This is a genomic window from Sedimentimonas flavescens (genome assembly GCF_025154035.1).
Classification (GTDB): domain Bacteria; phylum Pseudomonadota; class Alphaproteobacteria; order Rhodobacterales; family Rhodobacteraceae; genus Rhodobacter; species Rhodobacter flavescens.
The window spans coordinates 388,095-405,810 of sequence record NZ_JAOALJ010000002.1; the positions used below are offsets into that span (position 1 = coordinate 388,095).

The window sequence follows — 17,716 nt, forward strand, 5'->3', positions numbered from 1 at the left end:
CTCAGAAGTCGTGCCACAGCCCCAACGCACCGAGGCGCGGGGACTTCTTGTTCGAATGGCGGTCCATGCGCGTCAGCACGTCATGCAGCACCTCGACGCCCTCGGCCAGATGCGGGCCCTTGTTCAGCATCACGCATTCGGCGCGCTGGCTCATGGCGGCATCGGTCATCTCGGCGCGGCTGGCCTGACCGTCCTTGACCAGCCCCTCAAGCACCTGCGTCGCCCAGACCACCGGCACCTCGGCGGCCTCGCAGAGCCACAGGATCTCCTCCTGAATCTCGGTCAGCCGCTCAAAGCCGATCTCGACCGCCAGATCGCCGCGCGCGATCATCACGCCCACCGGCATGCGCCCGCCTGCCTCAACGATCAGCGCGGGCAGGTTGCGCAGCGCCAGCGGCGTCTCGATCTTGAGCATCAGCGCCGGCCAGTCCTGCGGGTTGCGCCCCGGCAGCCGCTCTTCGATCGCGGCGAAAAGCGCGCGCAGATCGGCGCCGGTCTGCACGAAGGAATAGCCGATGATGTCGGCATGGCGCAGCGCGAAGTCGAGCGGAGCCATGTCGTCCTCGGTCAGGGCGGGCACGCGCAGATCGGTGCCGGGCAGGTTTACTCCCTTCTCGGGGCGGATGCGGGCACCCTTGCCGGGGGTCGAGACGACCTCGCAGATCACGCGCTCCGGCGACACGTCGGTCACGCGGGCGCGCAGCCTGCCGTCATTGATCCAGATCGCCGCGCCCTCGGTCAGCGCGGCATGCTGCGCCGGGTGGCTCAGCACCGCCTGAACCCGGCCCGATTTGCGCAGCTTCTTCTTGCCGCGCGGCAGGGCGGGCACGATCTCGAAACTCTCGCCCACATGCAGGCGCTCTTCCTCGCCCGAGACCGCCTTGATCCGCAGCTTGGGGCCGGGCAGGTCAATCTGCACCGGCACACGACGGCCCGTCTCGGCCCCCAGACGGCGGGCATGGCCGATCATCGCGGCCCATTCCTCGGGGGTGTCATGGGCGCAGTTGATGCGCAGGCAATCGGCGCCCGCCGCCAGCAATTGCGCGATCAGTTCGGGGCCGTCGGCAGCCGCTGTGGGCAGGGTGACCATGATGCGCGACTGCGGGTTACCCCGACGCGCTCCGAACAGATGATCGCGCCGCGCCGCCAGCCGCGCCGGCCCGGCCGCAAAGACCTCGACCGGCGGGTACTCGGCCTCGCCCTCGCCGCCGATCAAGGCTAGCGACGCCAGAACCGCATCGATCGACGCCCGCACATGGCTTTCCGCCCGACCCAGCGAGCTGAGCCCCAGCGACGCCAAAGGCGCCTGAAACGGCACCAGATCGCCCCGCCGCAGCGCCAGATAATCAGCCAGGTTACGCGCCGAGGCTACGAATTCAGGGCGCAGGATCAGCCCGTCCCAATGCTCCATCGTCGCCGCTGCGCGCCGCGCCATGTCGGCCCGAAGCACCTCCAGCGCCCGATACAGGCCCCGTGCCTGCGCACGCCGCTCGCGTGCCTCGACCTCTGCAAGACTCATTGCAACCTCCTGTAGACCACCCGCAAAGTCCGCTACAGCGCCGATGCGACAAACCGGTGACATCCCTGTGACGGCGCGGTTACGATGTCGCGCCCAAACACCCAGCAAACCCTTGCAAGCGCGCCCCCCTTGCGTTAGCTGGGGCAGGATTTTTGCCGGGACGGTTCCGGCGCTTCAGGGGGGTAGGATGCCGCTTCTCGTCATGAAATTCGGTGGCACCTCGGTAGCCGACCTCGACCGTATCCAGAATGCGGCCGCGAAGGTCCAGCGCGAGGTTGAACGCGGTTACGATGTCATCGTCATCGTGTCGGCCATGTCGGGCAAGACAAATGAACTGGTGGGTTGGGTCGAGCAGACCTCTCCGCTCTACGACGCGCGCGAATACGACGCGGTCGTGGCCTCGGGCGAGAACGTGACCGCCGGCCTGATGGCGCTGCGCCTGCAAGAGATGGGCGTGCCCGCACGCAGCTGGCAGGGCTGGCAGGTGCCGATCAACACGACCTCGGCGCATTCGGCCGCGCGTTTCGTGTCGATCCCGCGCGAGAATATCGATGCCAAGTTCGCCGAGGGCATGAAGGTCGCGGTTGTCGCGGGCTTCCAGGGCCTGTCGGCCGAGGGCCGCATCACCACGCTCGGCCGTGGCGGTTCGGACACGACCGCGGTGGCCTTCGCCGCCGCCTTCGGCGCGGAGCGTTGCGACATCTACACCGACGTGGACGGCGTCTACACGACCGACCCGCGGATCAGCTCGAAAGCGCGCAAGCTCGAGAAGATCGCCTTCGAGGAGATGCTCGAACTGGCCTCGCTTGGTGCGAAAGTGCTGCAAACCCGCTCGGTCGAGCTGGCAATGCGTTATAATGTGCGCCTGCGGGTGCTGTCGTCCTTCGAGGACACCGACGAAAACTCTGGAACCCTTGTCTGCGGTGAGGATGAAATCATGGAATCGAAAGTCGTCTCGGGCGTGGCCTATTCGCGTGACGAAGCCAAGATCACGCTCTTCACCATCGAAGACCGTCCGGGCGTAGCCCAGGCCATCTTCGGGCCGCTGTCGGATGCGGGCGTGAACGTTGATATGATCGTTCAGAACATCTCGGAAAAAGACTATGATGAAGCCCATTCGGGCGCCGTCACCGATATGACCTTCTCCTGCCCGATCAACCAGGTGGCCCGCGCCAAGAAGGCGATGGAAGATGCGATGGCCGCTGGCCTGATCAACTACGACGACCTGATCATCGACACCGAGGTCGCCAAGGTTTCGGTCGTCGGCATCGGTATGCGTTCGCACGCTGGCGTCGCAGCGACCATGTTCAAGGCACTTGCCGCAGAAAACATCAACATCAAGGTCATCTCGACCTCCGAGATCAAGATTTCGGTGCTGATCGACCGGAAATATATGGAACTGGCCGTGCAGGCCCTCCATGATGCCTTCGAACTGGAGAAAGCGGCCTGAGGCACTCAGGCCCAGAGGGAGAGGACTGGGCGAGGTCAATGGTGGAACGCAGCGAAAGTGACAGCCGCAGCTTGCTGCGGCGCCTGCGCGATACATTGGCCACCCCCGGCGGCGGTCAGGATCGGCTTGACCGCATCACCCATCTGATCGCCGATTCGATGCGCACCCAGGTGTGCTCGATCTACCTCTTCCGCGACCCCGAAACGCTTGAGCTTTGCGCGACCGAGGGCCTGAACCCCGAATCCGTCCACAAGACGCGGATGCGGCTGGGTGAGGGCCTGGTGGGGCGCGTCGCGCGCACGGGTCAGCCGGTGAACACCGGCAACGCCCCCTCCGAGCCGGGCTTCCGCTACATGCCCGAGACCGGCGAAGAGATTTACTCCTCCTTCCTCGGTGTGCCGATCCAGCGCGTGGGCGAGAAACTCGGCGTGCTGGTCGTGCAGTCGCGTGAGGCACGCGAGTTTTCCGAAGACGAGGTTTACGGCCTTGAGGTCGTGGCCATGGTGCTGGCCGAGATGACCGAGCTTGGCGCCTTCATAGGCGACAACAATAACGGCATCGGCGCGGCACATCGCTTCACGGTCATGTTCCGGGGCACCACCGGCCAGGAAGGCGCCGCCGAGGGCCGCGTCTGGCTGCATGAGCCGCGCGTGGTCGTCACCAACCCGGTCGGCGACGACCCGGACGCCGAACTCAAGCGCCTCGAAGAGGCGATCCAGGCGTTGCAGGCGCAGATCGAGGACATGCTCGAGGGCTCGGCCGCCATGGACAAAGAGCACCGCCAGGTGCTCGAAACCTACAAGATGCTGGCGCATTCGCGCGGCTGGTTCCGCCGCATGTCCGAGGATATCGGGCTTGGCCTTTCGGCCGAGGCGGCCGTCGAGAAAGAGCAATCCACCGCCCGCGCGCGATTGGAGCAATCACCCGACCTCTATCTGCGCGAGCGGCTCAATGACCTCGACGATCTGTCGAACCGGCTGCTGCGACTGCTGACCGGTCAGGGCAAGGATACAGGGGCCGAGCTGCCCCCCGACCCGGTTCTGATCGCTCGCAACATCGGCCCGGCGGAGTTGCTGGAGTATGGGCGCGCGCTCAGGGGTGTGGTGCTTGAAGAGGGTTCGGTCGGCTCGCACGCCGCCATCGTGGCCCGCGCGCTGTCGATCCCGCTGGTGATTCATGCCGCGCGCATTACCACCGAGGCGCTGAACGGCGATCTGATTCTGGTCGATGGCGATCAGGGCTTCGTCCATCTGCGGCCCGAGGAAACCGTCGCCGCCGCCTTCCGCGACAAGATCGCCATGCAGGCCGAGGCGCAAAAGCGCTATGCCGATCTGCGCGAGCAGCCGGCCACCGATCAATCCGGCCAGACCATCTCTCTGATGATGAACGCGGGACTCATGGCCGATCTACCCTCGCTCAACGGATCGGGGGCCGATGGTGTGGGCCTGTTCCGCACCGAATTGCAGTTCCTCACCCGCACCCGCGTTCCGCGCCGTTCGGAGCTTGCGGCGCTCTATAAGCGCGTGATGGATGCGGCGGGCGACAAGCGCGTGCATTTCCGCACGCTCGACATCGGCTCGGACAAGGTCCTGCCCTATATGAAGCCGCAAGACGAGCCGAACCCCGCGATGGGCTGGCGCGCGATCCGCGTGGGGCTCGACAAGCCGGGCGTGCTGCGGATGCAGTTGCAGGCTCTGATCCGAGGGGCCGAGGGGCGGCCGCTGTCGGTGATGTTCCCCTTCATCGCCACGCCGAACGAATTCCACGCCGCCCGCGACTCGCTGCTGCGCGAGATGGAGCGCGAATCCGCGCTTGGCCGCACCGTGCCCTGCGATCTGAAAATCGGCGCCATGCTGGAAACCCCCTCGCTTGGCTTCGCGCCCGAGAGCTTCTTCAAGGCCTGCGATTTCATCTCGATCGGCGGGAACGATCTCAAGCAGTTCTTCTTCGCTGCCGATCGCGAGAATGAACGCGTACGGCGGCGCTATGACACGCTCGATGCGGCCTTCCTGACCTTCATCGAACAGATCATCGCGCGCTGCGCGGCGAACAACACCGCCCTGAGCTTCTGCGGCGAGGATGCCGGCCGCCCGGTCGAGGCGCTGGCGCTGGCCGCGCTTGGTGTGCCGACGCTGTCGATGCGCCCGGCCTCGATTGGCCCGGTCAAGCACCTGATCCGCCGCGCCGATCTGCGTGAGCTGCGCGAGATCATCGTGAACGCCCGTGACGCCGGCGCGCAATCGCTGCGCCCCGCGGTCACCGCCTATCTCGCCAATCTCTAGACCTTGGGTTTCGGCGCGATCCGGGCAACCAGTTCCTCGCGCAGCAGGCCCTCGTCCTCGCCCGACTCGCGCGCGAGCCGCTTGAGGCCAAAATGGACGCGCGCGATCTCCTGGTAGTAGCTGGTGAAAGCATAGTTCACCGCCGCTCCCGCCACGGCACCCAGAACTGGCGCGGCCTGCGCGGCAAGTTTCTGGCCCAGAACTGCGGCAAGCCTTGGCGCCACCTTGGCGATCAGACTGTTCAGGCCCGGCCCGGTGATCGTCACCTTGGCGGCCAGGAAGCCCATGTCCGTTCCGTCGTCCGCCTCCAGCGGACCGGCGCTCGCGAAAACCCTCAGGCACTCCATCCTTACCTCGTCCGAGGCCGGATCGAAGCCATGCTCGGAGGCAATCCCCTGGATCGCACGCAAGAGCATGGTGACGGTAAAGGGCAACTCGGCCAGCGCACCGGGCAAGCCGCCCACGCCGCCTGCCGCGCCCATGGCGGTGGTCAGCGCCGTGTTGACCCAGTCGGGCCGGTCCGAGACCGCGCCGCGCGTACGCGCCGCCGCATCAAATGCCGTCTCGAGCGCACGCGATGTAGCACCCTCAAGCCCGTCACGCACCGGCTGGGGCAGTTTGCTCATCAGATTCTCGGCTGAACCGCCGACAAAGGCCATGACCTGCATCCCGATCCCGCCCGCCGCGCGGTGGCGCTTGGCCAATTGGTCCAGCGCGGCCTTGAGGGCCGGATCGGTCACGGGCAGAAGGATTTCTGGCTGCATCTGGGCCTCCGTTTTACCCAATATGGGCAGCAAGCGGCTGCGCGCCAGATCACGAGGCAGATTTTTCCACCCATTTCCGAACATGGCCGCGCACACCCTGCCAGGCCCCGGGTTCCAGTTCCAGCGCCAGCACCCGGTCAGGGTTGGTCGGCGGCGGCATGATCACACCGTCGATCTTCTCGAAACCAAAGCGCTGGTAGTAGGGCGCGTCGCCCACCAGCAACACCCGTTCCCAGCGCTGCTCATGGGCCTTGCTCAGACTTTCATGCATCAAAAGACCACCCAGGCCTTCGCCCTGCCGGGTCGGGTGCACAGCGACAGGCCCAAGCAATAGCACGCGCTTGCCGCCCACGCGCACAGGCCAGTAACGGATCACGGCCGCCAAAACGCCATCCTCACGCAGAGTCAGGCACAGCGCGTGCACCTTCTCGACGCCGTCACGCAGCCTGTAGGAAGACAGCGCAGTGCGCCCCGGCGCAAAGCAGAGGTCGTAAAGCGCCTCCACTTCCCACCAATCGGCATCGCTTTCTACAGCAAGCTGATACATCCGGCCTCCCGAATCCCTCGCCCTTCGCGCCTAACACGCTGTAAAGTCGGGTTCAAATCAAAGGACCGATGCAGATATGTTCTACCGCCCCTCCGAAGGCCACGGCCTGCCCCATAATCCATGGAATGCGATCGTCGCGCCGCGCCCCATCGCCTGGATCTCAACGCGCGGCACAATGGGCGACAACCTTGCGCCCTACTCGTTTTTTAACGCCGTGGCCTATACCCCGCCGCAACTGGTCTTTGCCTCGACCTCCGCAAAAGCAGATCGCGAAGGCACCAAGGACACGACGGCCCAAATCCGCGAAACTGGCGTGTTTTGCGTGAATATCGTCTCGCATGACCTGATCGAGGCAATGAATGCCACCAGCGCGCCCCTGCCTGCAGGAGCCGATGAGTTTGAACACGCGCGCGTGGCGAAAGCCGAATGCGAAACCATCTCCTGCCCCCGCGCAGCCGAGGCTCCGGCGAGCCTTGAATGCCGACTGGTGCAGATCATCCCCCTGCTGGGCAAGGCGAACTACCTGATCCACGGCGAAGTCATCGGAATCCACATTCGCCCGGACTGCCTGCAAGACGGGCACTTCAGCCCGCCCGATCGGCTCGCGCGCCTTGGTTATCGAGACTATTGTAGCGTCACCGAAACATTCGAACTCGCCCGCCCTGAAGACACCTGAGGGGGCTCTGCCCCCGGCTTCGCCTCCCCCGGGATATTTTTTCAAAGCCGAATGGGGCTGCGCTTACCGCTCCCTTCTTCTTGGTAGAAATACCTCGGGGGTGAGCGGCCGAGGCCGCGAGGGGGCAGCGCCCCCTACTTCCGCCCACGCCACAAGGTATAGACACCCGAGGCGATGATCAGCCCCGCGCCCATGAGGGTCGCGGCGTCGGGACGCTCTCCGAAAACCAGAACGCCAAGGAAAAGCGCGAAGATCAGCCGTGTGTAGCGGAATGGGGTGACGACCGAGACCTCACCCACCCGCATCGCGGCGGTCAGACTCCAATAGGCAGCAACCCCGAAAACGGTTGCGCCAGCGACTGGAAGCAGTTCGACCGCCGCCGGTACGCGCGCGCCGCCGGTGAAGGCGAGGATGATAAGACCTGTCGGGATCAGCACCGCAAAGCCGTAGATCCCAAGTTGAAGATTCGACAGCACCTTGGGCGCTGCCCGTGTTGCCAGATCCCGCCCGGCAAACCCCAGAAGCCCCAGCACAGTCCAGAGCGCAGCGGGCACAAAGCCCTCAAGCCCCGGGCGCAAGATCACCAGAACACCCAGAAAGCCTATGGCGATGGCCGTCCAGCGCCGCGGACCGACTTTCTCTCGAAAGAACAGCGCCGCGCCTGCGACCACGACCAGGGGCGTCGCCTGCAAGATGGCCGATGCGTTCGACAGAGGCGTCAGCGCAATACCAATCGTGTATCCCAACCGCCCTGCCATCTCGAACCCCGCCTTGGTCAGCAAGAGCGGACTTGCCACCGCCGGATGCCACAGCTTTTGCCCTTCGCGCAGCGTCAGCACGGCGAAAGCGATCGTACCGCCCAACCCAAAGAGCGCCAGGACCTCGCCCACAGGCAAGGCGCTCGCTGCGCTCTTGACGAACATGTCCTCGACCGCGAAGAGCGCCATCGCCACCGTCATCAGCACGGCGCCGCGCATATTATCCATTGTCGCTCCGATTCCTGATACAGGCAGGCGCATCGCCCTCTGCATCCCCAATATCCGCTTTTCAGGGCGAGCGCGCGGGCCTAATCTCGCCGCAGAGCAGAAATCGGAGGGTAGCATGGACAGAATGATCGGGATCATTGGCGGCTCGGGGGTCTATGAGATCTCGGGCCTGCAAGATGCACGATGGCAAAGGGTGGAGACCCATTGGGGTGCGCCCTCCGACGAGGTCCTGACTGGTATTCTGAACGGCGTTCGCATGGCCTTCCTGCCGCGTCACGGGCGCGGCCATGTCCACACACCCACGACCGTCCCCTACCGCGCCAATATCGCCGCGATGAAGATGCTCGGCGTCACCGATCTGGTCGCGGTATCGGCCGTTGGCAGTCTCAAGGAAGCCTATGCGCCGGGCGATTTCCTGGTCGTGGATCAGTATATCGACCGCACCTTCGCACGCGAAAAGACGTTCTTCGAGCCGGGCCTCGTCGGCCATGTCTCGGTCGCGCATCCGACCTGCGCGCGGCTGTCGGCGGCCTGCGTGGCGGCGGCACGGACGCAGGGGATGACAGTGCATGAGGGCGGCACCTATGTCGCCATGGAGGGGCCGCAGTTCTCGACCCTCGCCGAAAGCCGCCTTTATCGCAGCTGGGGCGCCGATGTCATCGGTATGACCGGGATGCCCGAGGCCAAGCTCGCCCGCGAGGCCGAGCTTTGCTATGCCTGCGTCGCGATGATCACCGATTATGACTGCTGGCACCCCGACCACGATGCCGTTGACGTTGCGCAAGTGGTTGCGACCGCGATGAAAAATGCCGACAAGGCACGCGGATTGGTAGCGGCGCTTCCGGGCCTTCTGGCTGGTCCGGCAGTGGATTGCACCGAGGGCTGCGGCCATGCGCTCGACAGCGCGATCATGACCGCCCCCGCAAAGCGCGACCCCGAGGTGATCGCCCGCTGCATGCCCGTGATGGGCCGCGTTCTAAAAGGCTGACTCCATGAAAACCGTCAAGGATTACATCCGCACCATCGCCGATTTCCCGCATGAGGGGATAATGTTCCGTGATGTGACCACCCTCTTCGCGGATGCGCGCGGCTTTCGCATGGCGATCGACCAGCTTTTGCACCCCTGGGCGGGCGAAAAGATCGACAAGGTCGTCGGGCTTGAGGCACGCGGCTTCATTCTTGGCGGCGCCATCGCGCACCAGCTCTCCAAGGGCTTCGTGCCGATCCGCAAGAAGGGCAAGCTGCCGGGTCAGACACTCAGCCAAGCCTACAAGCTGGAATATGGCGAGGCGATCATGGAGATCCACGAAGATGCCATCCAGCCCGGCGAGCGGGTGCTGATCGTCGATGATCTGCTGGCCACTGGCGGCACCTGCGGCGCGGGCATCAAGCTGATCGAGCGCCTGGGTGGCGAGATCGTCGGCTGCTCGTTCATCGTCGATCTGCCCGAGCTTGGCGGGCGCGAACTGCTCAAAAGCCTCGGAATGTCGGTCAGCGTGCTGTGCGAGTTCGAGGGGCTCTGAGCGCCCCTAGGCCTTCGCCCGCAAAACCGCTCCCGGATTAAGAATTCCGTTCGGGTCGAGCGCATCCTTGATCGCGCGCATCATCGCGAGCTTGGCGGGCGCCTCGTAGCGCTCCAGATCCTCGACCTTGAGGCGGCCCACGCCATGCTCGGCACTGACCGAGCCGTCGAAACCCTGCACCACCAGATCATGCACCGCGCGCTTCACCGCGTCGCGCTGTGCGACATAGTCGTCGCGCTGACGGCCCTTGGCCGGGAAGACGTTGAAATGCAGGTTGCCATCGCCGACATGGCCAAAGCAGTTGATGCGGAAATCGCCCATCGCTGTCAGCTTGCCCTGCGCGGCGCCGATGAACTCCGGGATCGCGCTGACCGGGACCGAGATATCGTGGCTTGAGATCGCCCCGATCCGTCGGTTCGCCAGCGGAAGGCTTTCGCGCAATTCCCAAAGCGCGCCGCGTTGTGCCTCGGACTGGGCGACGACGGCATCGAGCACCAGTTCTTCGGCGGCCTCGTAAAGCGCGCCGAAGGCCTCTTCCGCCTCCATGCCAGCGGGCAGGCCCAGTTCGATCAACACGCACCATTCGGGGTCTTGCGCGAAGGGCATCTGCACCTCGGGGCCGACCTCGCGCAGGAAGGCAAGCCCCTGCCCCGCGATCAGCTCGAACGCCGAAACGCAGCCCGCCATCTGACGCTGCGCCAGTTCCAAGAGTGCCACTGCGGCTTGCGGCGAGGGGACGGCGAACAGGGCCGTGCCCTCAACGGCCGGAGGTTCGAAGAGGCGCAGGCTGGCGGCGGTGATGACACCAAGCGAGCCCTCGGCGCCAATTATCAGATCGCGCAGATCATAGCCGGTATTGTCCTTGCGCAGCGCCTTGAGACCCGACCAGATCGTGCCATCGGCCAGCACGACCTCAAGCCCCAGACACAGCGCCCGGGCATTGCCGTAGCGCAGCACGTTCACGCCACCCGCGTTCGTCGCCAGACAGCCACCGATCTGCGCGCTGCCCTGACTGGCCAGCCCCAAGGGGAAACGCCGCCCGGCCTCCTCGGCCCAATCGCGCACCTGTTGCAGCGTGGCACCGGCCTCGACCTGCATCGCGTGACTGTCGATCTGGCGCAGCGCGGCCATCTTCTCAAGGCTCAGGATCACGGGCAAGGGGCCGTCCGGCGCAATCTGGCCGCTGACCAAGCCCGTTCCGCCACCATAGGGCACCACGCCGACCCGCGCCGCGTTGCAGGCGCGCAGTACAGCCGAGACCTGCGCGGTATCGGCGGGCTTGACCAGCAGGCCACCCTGACCAAACCAGCGCCCGCGCGGCTCTTCGAGATAGCGCGGCTCGGGCGCGCCGATCCACAGCCCCGGCACCGCCTGCGCAAGGCGTTCGGCGAAAGCGTCATCTGCGGCGTTCAGCATCTTATCTTCCCCTTGCCGGGATGGCCCTAGCCCGCGTCGGTCCGTCCGCGCCGGTCGGCCCGCAGGTTGGAGTAAAGCACATGGTTGCGCCAGCGTCCGTTGATCTGAAGATAGGCCTGCGCGACGCCTTCATATTTGAAGCCCGATTTCTCCAGCACCCCGCGCGAGGCCATGTTCTCGGGCAGGCAGGCGGCTTCAATCCGGCTCAGGTCGAGCGCGGTGAAGGCGTAATGCACGACCGCGCGGATCGCCTCGCGCATGTAGCCCTGACGGGCGTAACGCTCGCCCACCCAATAGCCAAGCGTGCCCGCCTGCGCCGGTCCGCGCCGGACACTGTCAAGCGTGATCGCACCCAGAACCCGCGCATCCTGACGCCGGATCAGAAAGAACGGCAGCGCGGTGCCCGCGGCCTCGGCCCGGGCGGACCAGTAGACACGGTTGGTGAAGGCCTTGCGGCTGAGGTGATCCGAGGTCCAGGCGGGCTCCCATGGCATCAGGAAGTCGCGGCTTTCCTCACGCAGGAGCGCCCAGTCCCGGTAGTCGGAATGCATCGGCAGGCGGAGCGTCATCCGCTCCGTCTCGACCCGAGGCTTCCGACGCCGCCCCAGCATCAGGCGGCAAGCCTTGCGCGCAGATCGGCCAGATGCGGCGCCCCGGCGACCGGTCCGTAAACCGCCATCGCCGCGCGCCCCGAGGCGGCGAGCCGCCCGGCATATTCGCGCACCGCCTCGCGGGTGACCGCGTCAATCCGGGCCGAAACCTCTTCCAACCCCGGCACCCGACCATAGATCGCAAGGTTGCGCGCCATGCGCTCGGCCCTGCTCGAGGCGCTTTCGAGCCCCATGAGCATCCCCGCCTTCATCTGCACCCGCGCCCGCGCCACCTCGGCCTCGGACATATCCTCGGCCGCGCGGCGCAGCTCCTCGACGGTCAGGTCGGCCAGCGCGCCGATCTCCTCCTCCGAGGTGCCCGCGTAGATCGTGATCATGCCGGTGTCGTCATAGGCCCCGGCCTGCGCGAAGATCGAGTAGCACAGGCCACGCTCTTCGCGGATCTTCTGGAACAGGCGCGAGGACATGCCGCCGCCAAGCGCGGTCGAATAGACCTGCGCGGTATAGAGATCGGGGCTGCGATAGCCCGGCCCCTCGAAGGCCAGCGTGAAATGCACCTGCTCAAGGTCCTTGACCTCGCGCCGCTCCTGTCCGGCCCAAAGCGCGGGCTGGATCGAGGGCGCGCCCACCGGGCGCAGGCCACCAAAGACCGCCTCGGCCTGCCGCACGATGGCCTCGTGATCGACATCGCCCGCCGCCGACAGGATCATCTGGTCGGGACCGTAATGCTCGGCCACGAAGCCTGCGAGATCGGGCTTGCCGAAGCTTGAGACCCGTTCGGCCGGGCCAAGGATCGTGCGCCCGATGGCCTGATCGGGGTAGGCCGCCTCTTGCAGCCAGTCGAAGATGATGTCGTCGGGCGTGTCCAGCGCCTGACCGATTTCCTGCAAGATCACGTGACGCTCGACCTCGATCTCGCGCTGATCGAAGACCGGGTTCAGCACGATGTCGGAAATCACGTCGAGCGCGAGGGTCACATCCGCGCCCAGAACGCGGGCGTAATAGGCCGTCATCTCGCGCGAGGTATAGGCGTTGATATAGCCGCCGACGTCCTCAATCGCCTCGGCGATCTGCAGGGCATTGCGCGTCTTGGTGCCCTTGAAGGCCATATGCTCAAGGAAATGCGCGATGCCGTTCTGCTCGGGGCGTTCGTGGCGCCCGCCTGCCGTGACCCAGATGCCGATGGTGGCCGAGGCCAGCCCCGGCATCCGCTCGGTGACGATGCGCAGCCCGTTCGACAGCGTCGTGATTTGAATCACTTGCGGCGCCTTTCCTGGATCAGCGCCTCAAGCGCGGCAAGATCGTTGGGCACGCGGGTCACACGCTCGGCGCGCTCGAACAGATCGGCCATGCGCGGCGGCAGGCCGGGGCGAATGCCGGTGGCGGCCTCGACCGCATCGGGGAACTTGGCCGGATGCGCGGTGGCCAGCGTCACCATCGGCACCGGCGCCGCGACATGGGCCGCGCCCACGCGCACGCCGACCGCCGAGTGCGGACAGAGCAGCTCGCCCGAACGCTTGAGTTCCTCGGTGATCGTCTGCGAGGTCTCTTCCTCGGATACACGGCCCGAGACATAGGTTTCGCGCAGCGCCTGCAACGCACCCTGGCTGACCGCAAAGCCGCCTTTGGTCTTCAGCTCGTCCATAAGCTGCGCTACGGCGGCCCCGTCCTTGCCGTAGGCCCAGAACAGCGCGCGCTCGAAGTTCGACGAAATCTGGATGTCCATCGACGGGCTGATCGAGGGCTTCACCCCGTCCATCTCGTAGCGGCCCGTGGTCAGGCAGCGGTGCAGGATGTCGTTCTGGTTGGTGGCGATCACCAGTTGCTCGATCGGCAGGCCCATCTCTTTGGCGATAAAGCCCGCGAAGATGTCGCCGAAATTGCCGGTCGGCACGGTGAACGAGACCTTGCGATGCGGCGCACCCACCGCCGTGGCGGCGGTGAAGTAATAGACGACCTGCGCCAGAACCCGCGCCCAGTTGATCGAGTTCACGCCCGCCAGACCGACCTCATCGCGGAAGTCGAAGTGGTTGAACATGTCCTTAAGGCGGTTCTGGCAATCGTCGAACGTGCCATCAAGCGCCAGTGCGTGGACGTTTTCCTCAGCGGGCGTCGTCATCTGACGGCGCTGCACCTCAGACACGCGGCCATGCGGGAAGAGGATGAACACATCGACATTGTCGAGGCCGCGGAACGCCTCGATCGCGGCCGAGCCGGTATCGCCCGAGGTCGCGCCGACGATGGTGATACGCTTGCCTTCCTTCGCAAGGGCCAGCTGGAACAGCTGACCGATGATCTGCATTGCGAAGTCCTTGAAGGCCAGCGTCGGGCCGTGGAACAGCTCCAGCAGGAAATGCCCGGCATCGAGCTGCACCAGCGGCGCGCGTGCGACATGGCCAAAGCCCGCATAGGCGCGCGCGATGGCGCCGCGCAGCTCTTCCTCGGTGAAGGTCTCGCCCACGAAGGGGAACATCACGCGGAAGGCGACCTCTTCATAGGGCAGACCGGCCAGCGCCGCGATTTCCTCGGCCGTGAAGCTCGGGATGGTTTGCGGAACATAGAGGCCACCGTCGCGGGCAAGCCCGGTCAGCATCGCCTCTCCGAAGGTCAGCACGGGGGCCTGCCCCCGGGTCGAGATATAGCGCATGGGTCTTCCTCAGATCTGTTGCCGCCTGATACGCCACATCAGGAACGCTGTCATCCCCGCCCAGACAAGAGCGAGCGAAATCCACGTGATCGCGTAGTTCAGATGGTCATTCGGAATGCCGCTGATGGTGATGGCGCGGGGCTCGACGCCCTGCGTATCGCCCTCGAGGGCCGAGGCCACGACCATGATCGGCTCGGTGCCAAGCGCAGCGGCCATGGCGGGTACGTCGCGGGCAAACCAGATACCGGTCTTGGCGTCGGGTGCCGGGGTGTAGCTGTCGGTCTCGGTGGGCCAGTGCAGATTGCCGGTGACGATCAGCGCGGTGGGCGGGCGGGCCGCATCACGCCCCTCTTCACGAATGAACCCGCGATCAAGCAGCACTCGCCGCCCCTCGCCGGTCTCGAAGGCGGCGATCACCTCATAGCCGGCGCCGACGCCCTTCTGCCCCGAGAGCACGAGGATCTCTTGCCCCGTCGTGCCGCCCGCCATCTGCACGGGTTGGTATTTCAGCGGCTCGCTCGGGGTGCCTGACGCGGGCAGCTCCTGCGAGGCGCCCGCGATCTGCGCCTCGATCTGCGCCAGTTTGGTCTCTTTCCACTCCAGCCGCCGCAATTGCCAGAAGCCGAGACTCAGCAGGATTGCGCAGCCACCAAGGCCAAGGATCAGCGGGAAGATATAGCGTTTCATCGGAGCCTCAAGAAAACGGCGCGAGGGTCACCCCCCGCGCCGAGCGCGTTTCCTGTCGCGCGAGGGGGCTTATGCAGCGCCCCACAGATAGATCGTAGCGAAGAGGAAAAGCCAGACCACATCGACAAAGTGCCAGTACCAGGCGGCGGCCTCAAAACCGACATGCTCGCTCGGGGTGAAGTGGCCCTTGTTGAGGCGCAGCAGGCAAACCAGCAGGAAGATCGTGCCGATGATCACATGCGCGCCATGGAAGCCGGTCGCCATGAAGAAGTTGTCCCAGAAGATCGAGCCGGTGCCGATCGCCTGCTGAGCATGGCTGTATTCAAAGGCCTGCAGCAGGGTGAAGATGAAGCCCAGGATCACGGTCAGCGTCAGGCCGATCTTGGCGTCCTTGCGGTTGTTGTCATGCACCAGCGCATGGTGCGCCCAGGTCAGCGTGACACCCGACAGAAGCAGGATCACCGTGTTGATCAGCGGCAGGCTCCAGGGATCGAAGGGCACGGTGCCGGCGGGCGGCCAGACACCATCCACCGCCGGATATTCCGGCCCGAGCGGATACATGGCGTTCTTGATGAAGCTCCAGAACCAGGCGACGAAGAACATCACCTCGGACATGATGAACAGGATGAAGCCGTAGCGCAGGCCGATACGGATGACCGGCGTGTGCTCCTGGTTTTCGCCCTCGCGCACGACATCCGCCCACCAGCCGTACATGCAGTAAAGCACCATCAGCAGGCCCGCGACGAAGATGAAGGGCGTGACTTTCTGCATCCACATCACCGCCCCGAAGAGCATGATGAAGGCACCAAGCGCGCTCAGCAGCGGCCAGATCGAAGGGGGCAGGATGTGATAATCGTGGTTCTTTGCATGCGCCATGGGTGTCGTCCTGTCGGCCTCAGTTTACGGGGAGCTTCGCTGCGGGCGCGGCTGCGGCCTGCTGCGAAGGCAGATCTGTTTCGTAGAAAGTGTAGGAAAGCGTGATCGAGTGGATGCGGCTGGCGTCCGGATCATCGACGATCTCGGGATCGACGAAGAAGGAAACCGGCATCTCGACGCGCTCGCCGGGCTGCAACACCTGTTCGGTGAAGCAGAAGCACTGGATCTTGTCGAAGTAGTAGCCCGCCAGGTCGGGGGCCACGTTATAGGCGGCGGTGCCCGCGATGACGCGGTCGGTCGGGTTATAGGCCTCGTAATAGGCCAAGCCCGTTTCGCCGATGCGCAACGTCATGGTGTTCTGCATCGGACGGAATTCCCAATCCATGCCCTTGCCGACATTGGCGTCGAAGCGCACCTCGACGGTGCGATCAAGGATGACATCCGACGCCGCATCGGCGGTGTTCGTGGTGCCGCCATAGCCTGTGGTGCGGCAAAACCAGCTGTAGAACGGCACGGCCGCCCATGCCAATGCGCCCATGATGACAACGACGGCCAGAAGCCGACGCATCATCCGGGTATTGGCGGCGGCTGCGCTCATTGCTTGGCCTCCGGGGCAACCGGAAGCACCGAGGCGCGCGGCTGGTGATCGTAGGCTTCCATCATGCCGCCACGGTTGACCTTGACCACCGTCAGCCCGAAGACCAGCACGACGAAGGCCAGCAGCACGGCGCCAAGCCCGAGGTTGCGCGATAAGCGGCGCTGATGCAGCTCATGCGTTTGCGTGATCGGCATTACCAGCCCCCCATCCCGAAGATACCCAGCCCCTTCTCGACCAGCAGGGCCGAGAAATGGCCAAACAGGTAGAGCAGCGAGAAATAGAAGTAGCGCTTCTCCGCGCTGTATTTTTCCGCCAGCGCCACGTCTTCGTCGCGCCGCCACAAACGCCAGGCACCGCGGATGAACAGCGCGTTCAGCACCAGCGATGCGGCCAGATAGAGCGGCCCGCCGATCGAGGTGAAGGCCGCACCAACCGCAACCGGCGCAAGGATCAGCGCATAGATCAGGATCTGCGTGCGCGTCGCGCGGCGGCCATGCGTCACGGTCAGCATCGGCACGCCCGCGTTCGAGTAGTCATCCTTCATGAACAGCGCCAGCGACCAGAAATGCGGCGGGGTCCAGAGGAAGATGATCATGAACATCGCTACGGATTCGAGGCTGATTCCCCCCGTCGCCGCGGCCCAGCCGATCATCGGCGGGAAGGCACCGGCTGCACCGCCGATAACGATGTTCTGCGGCGTGCGGCGCTTGAGCCAGACAGTATAGACCACAACGTAGAAGAAGATCGTGAAGGCCAGGAAGGCCCCCGCGAAGATATTCGAGGCCAGCGCCAGCATCACGCAGGAGATCCCCGCCAGCGCCAGGCCGAAGCCAAGCGCCTCGCCCTCGCTCACGCGCCCTGCCGGGATCGGACGGTTTGCGGTGCGACGCATGAGGCGGTCGATATCGGCGTCATACCACATGTTCAGCGCGCCCGAGGCGCCGCCGCCAAGGGCGATGAACAGGATCGCGGTGAAGGCCACGAAGGGATGCACCGGCATCGGCGCCACCACCAGCCCCACAAAGGCGGTGAAGACGACGAGCGACATCACGCGCGGCTTCAGCAGGGCGACGAAATCGCCGAACTGAGCCTCACCGGAGCGGTCGATATAAGAGATGTCGCTCATCTGTTCCG

18 protein-coding genes are annotated in these 17,716 nt (G+C 65.3%); 5 read left to right on the top strand and 13 right to left on the bottom strand.

Annotation, left to right across the window (positions count from 1 at the left end; genetic code table 11):
* Position 1: 1 nt before the first annotated feature.
* A complete protein-coding gene (locus tag N3C64_RS05265) occupies positions 2-1,519 on the bottom strand; it encodes a pyruvate kinase (protein ID WP_260012554.1) in 1,518 nt (505 codons plus the stop codon).
* 187 nt (positions 1,520-1,706) lie between these two features.
* Here N3C64_RS05265 and N3C64_RS05270 point away from each other — a divergent pair, with 187 nt between their 5' ends.
* Positions 1,707-2,969, top strand: coding sequence for an aspartate kinase (locus tag N3C64_RS05270; RefSeq protein ID WP_218628742.1), 1,263 nt, complete (start codon positions 1,707-1,709; stop codon positions 2,967-2,969).
* Positions 2,970-3,007: 38 nt separating this feature from the next.
* Complete coding sequence (gene ptsP, locus N3C64_RS05275; RefSeq protein ID WP_218628743.1) at positions 3,008-5,251, top strand: phosphoenolpyruvate--protein phosphotransferase; 2,244 nt, start codon at positions 3,008-3,010, stop codon at positions 5,249-5,251.
* Here ptsP and N3C64_RS05280 read toward each other — a convergent pair.
* Both N3C64_RS05280 and N3C64_RS05285 read right to left on the bottom strand, forming a co-directional pair.
* A complete protein-coding gene (locus tag N3C64_RS05280; protein WP_260012556.1) occupies positions 5,248-6,015 on the bottom strand; it encodes an EcsC family protein in 768 nt (255 codons plus the stop codon). The two genes, ptsP and N3C64_RS05280, sit on opposite strands and share 4 nt — an antisense overlap.
* 49 nt (positions 6,016-6,064) lie before the next feature.
* A complete protein-coding gene (locus N3C64_RS05285) occupies positions 6,065-6,562 on the bottom strand; it encodes a GNAT family N-acetyltransferase (RefSeq protein ID WP_260012558.1) in 498 nt (165 codons plus the stop codon).
* A gap of 76 nt (positions 6,563-6,638) precedes the next feature.
* Here N3C64_RS05285 and N3C64_RS05290 point away from each other — a divergent pair, with 76 nt between their 5' ends.
* Positions 6,639-7,238: a flavin reductase family protein gene (locus N3C64_RS05290; RefSeq protein WP_260012560.1), complete on the top strand. Its 600-nt coding sequence runs from the start codon at positions 6,639-6,641 to the stop codon at positions 7,236-7,238.
* A 134-nt stretch (positions 7,239-7,372) separates the two neighbouring features.
* Here N3C64_RS05290 and N3C64_RS05295 read toward each other — a convergent pair whose 3' ends face one another.
* Entirely contained in the window at positions 7,373-8,224 is an 852-nt protein-coding gene (locus tag N3C64_RS05295) for a DMT family transporter (RefSeq protein ID WP_260012563.1), read from the bottom strand.
* A gap of 115 nt (positions 8,225-8,339) precedes the next feature.
* Between N3C64_RS05295 and N3C64_RS05300 the strand changes: the two genes are divergently transcribed.
* The gene (locus N3C64_RS05300) at positions 8,340-9,212 is read left to right on the top strand and encodes an S-methyl-5'-thioadenosine phosphorylase (protein ID WP_260012564.1); all 873 of its coding nucleotides are present in this window, start codon (positions 8,340-8,342) and stop codon (positions 9,210-9,212) included.
* Positions 9,213-9,216: 4 nt separating this feature from the next.
* Positions 9,217-9,747 carry an adenine phosphoribosyltransferase gene (locus N3C64_RS05305; protein ID WP_260012566.1) on the top strand — a complete coding sequence of 177 codons (531 nt, stop codon included), beginning with the start codon at positions 9,217-9,219 and terminating at the stop codon, positions 9,745-9,747.
* A gap of 6 nt (positions 9,748-9,753) precedes the next feature.
* Here the strand turns inward: N3C64_RS05305 and N3C64_RS05310 are convergent, their stop codons facing one another.
* The 9 genes from N3C64_RS05310 to cyoE form a co-directional block, all read right to left on the bottom strand.
* Entirely contained in the window at positions 9,754-11,163 is a 1,410-nt protein-coding gene (locus tag N3C64_RS05310) for an FAD-binding oxidoreductase (RefSeq protein WP_260012568.1), read from the bottom strand.
* 26 nt (positions 11,164-11,189) lie between these two features.
* On the bottom strand, positions 11,190-11,774 hold the full coding sequence (locus N3C64_RS05315; RefSeq protein WP_260012569.1) for a GNAT family N-acetyltransferase: 585 nt from the start codon (positions 11,772-11,774) through the stop codon (positions 11,190-11,192).
* Positions 11,774-12,982 (bottom strand): M16 family metallopeptidase, encoded by a 1,209-nt coding sequence (locus N3C64_RS05320; protein WP_236021037.1) that lies wholly within the window; start codon positions 12,980-12,982, stop codon positions 11,774-11,776. The genes N3C64_RS05315 and N3C64_RS05320 overlap by 1 nt, the downstream gene beginning before the upstream one ends.
* Before the next feature lie 47 nt (positions 12,983-13,029).
* Complete coding sequence (gene thrC / locus N3C64_RS05325; protein WP_260012571.1) at positions 13,030-14,421, bottom strand: threonine synthase; 1,392 nt, start codon at positions 14,419-14,421, stop codon at positions 13,030-13,032.
* Between the two features lie 9 nt (positions 14,422-14,430).
* On the bottom strand, positions 14,431-15,108 hold the full coding sequence (locus N3C64_RS05330) for an SURF1 family protein (RefSeq protein ID WP_260012573.1): 678 nt from the start codon (positions 15,106-15,108) through the stop codon (positions 14,431-14,433).
* Positions 15,109-15,177: 69 nt separating this feature from the next.
* Complete coding sequence (locus tag N3C64_RS05335) at positions 15,178-15,984, bottom strand: cytochrome c oxidase subunit 3 (protein WP_218628755.1); 807 nt, start codon at positions 15,982-15,984, stop codon at positions 15,178-15,180.
* A gap of 19 nt (positions 15,985-16,003) precedes the next feature.
* A complete protein-coding gene (locus tag N3C64_RS05340; protein ID WP_260012574.1) occupies positions 16,004-16,582 on the bottom strand; it encodes a cytochrome c oxidase assembly protein in 579 nt (192 codons plus the stop codon).
* On the bottom strand, positions 16,579-16,776 hold the full coding sequence (locus N3C64_RS05345) for a cytochrome c oxidase system small membrane protein (protein ID WP_260012577.1): 198 nt from the start codon (positions 16,774-16,776) through the stop codon (positions 16,579-16,581). Before N3C64_RS05345 ends, N3C64_RS05340 begins: the two co-directional genes overlap by 4 nt.
* Positions 16,776-17,708 carry a heme o synthase gene (gene cyoE, locus N3C64_RS05350; RefSeq protein WP_260012579.1) on the bottom strand — a complete coding sequence of 311 codons (933 nt, stop codon included), beginning with the start codon at positions 17,706-17,708 and terminating at the stop codon, positions 16,776-16,778. The genes N3C64_RS05345 and cyoE overlap by 1 nt, the downstream gene beginning before the upstream one ends.
* Positions 17,709-17,716 lie beyond the last annotated feature (8 nt).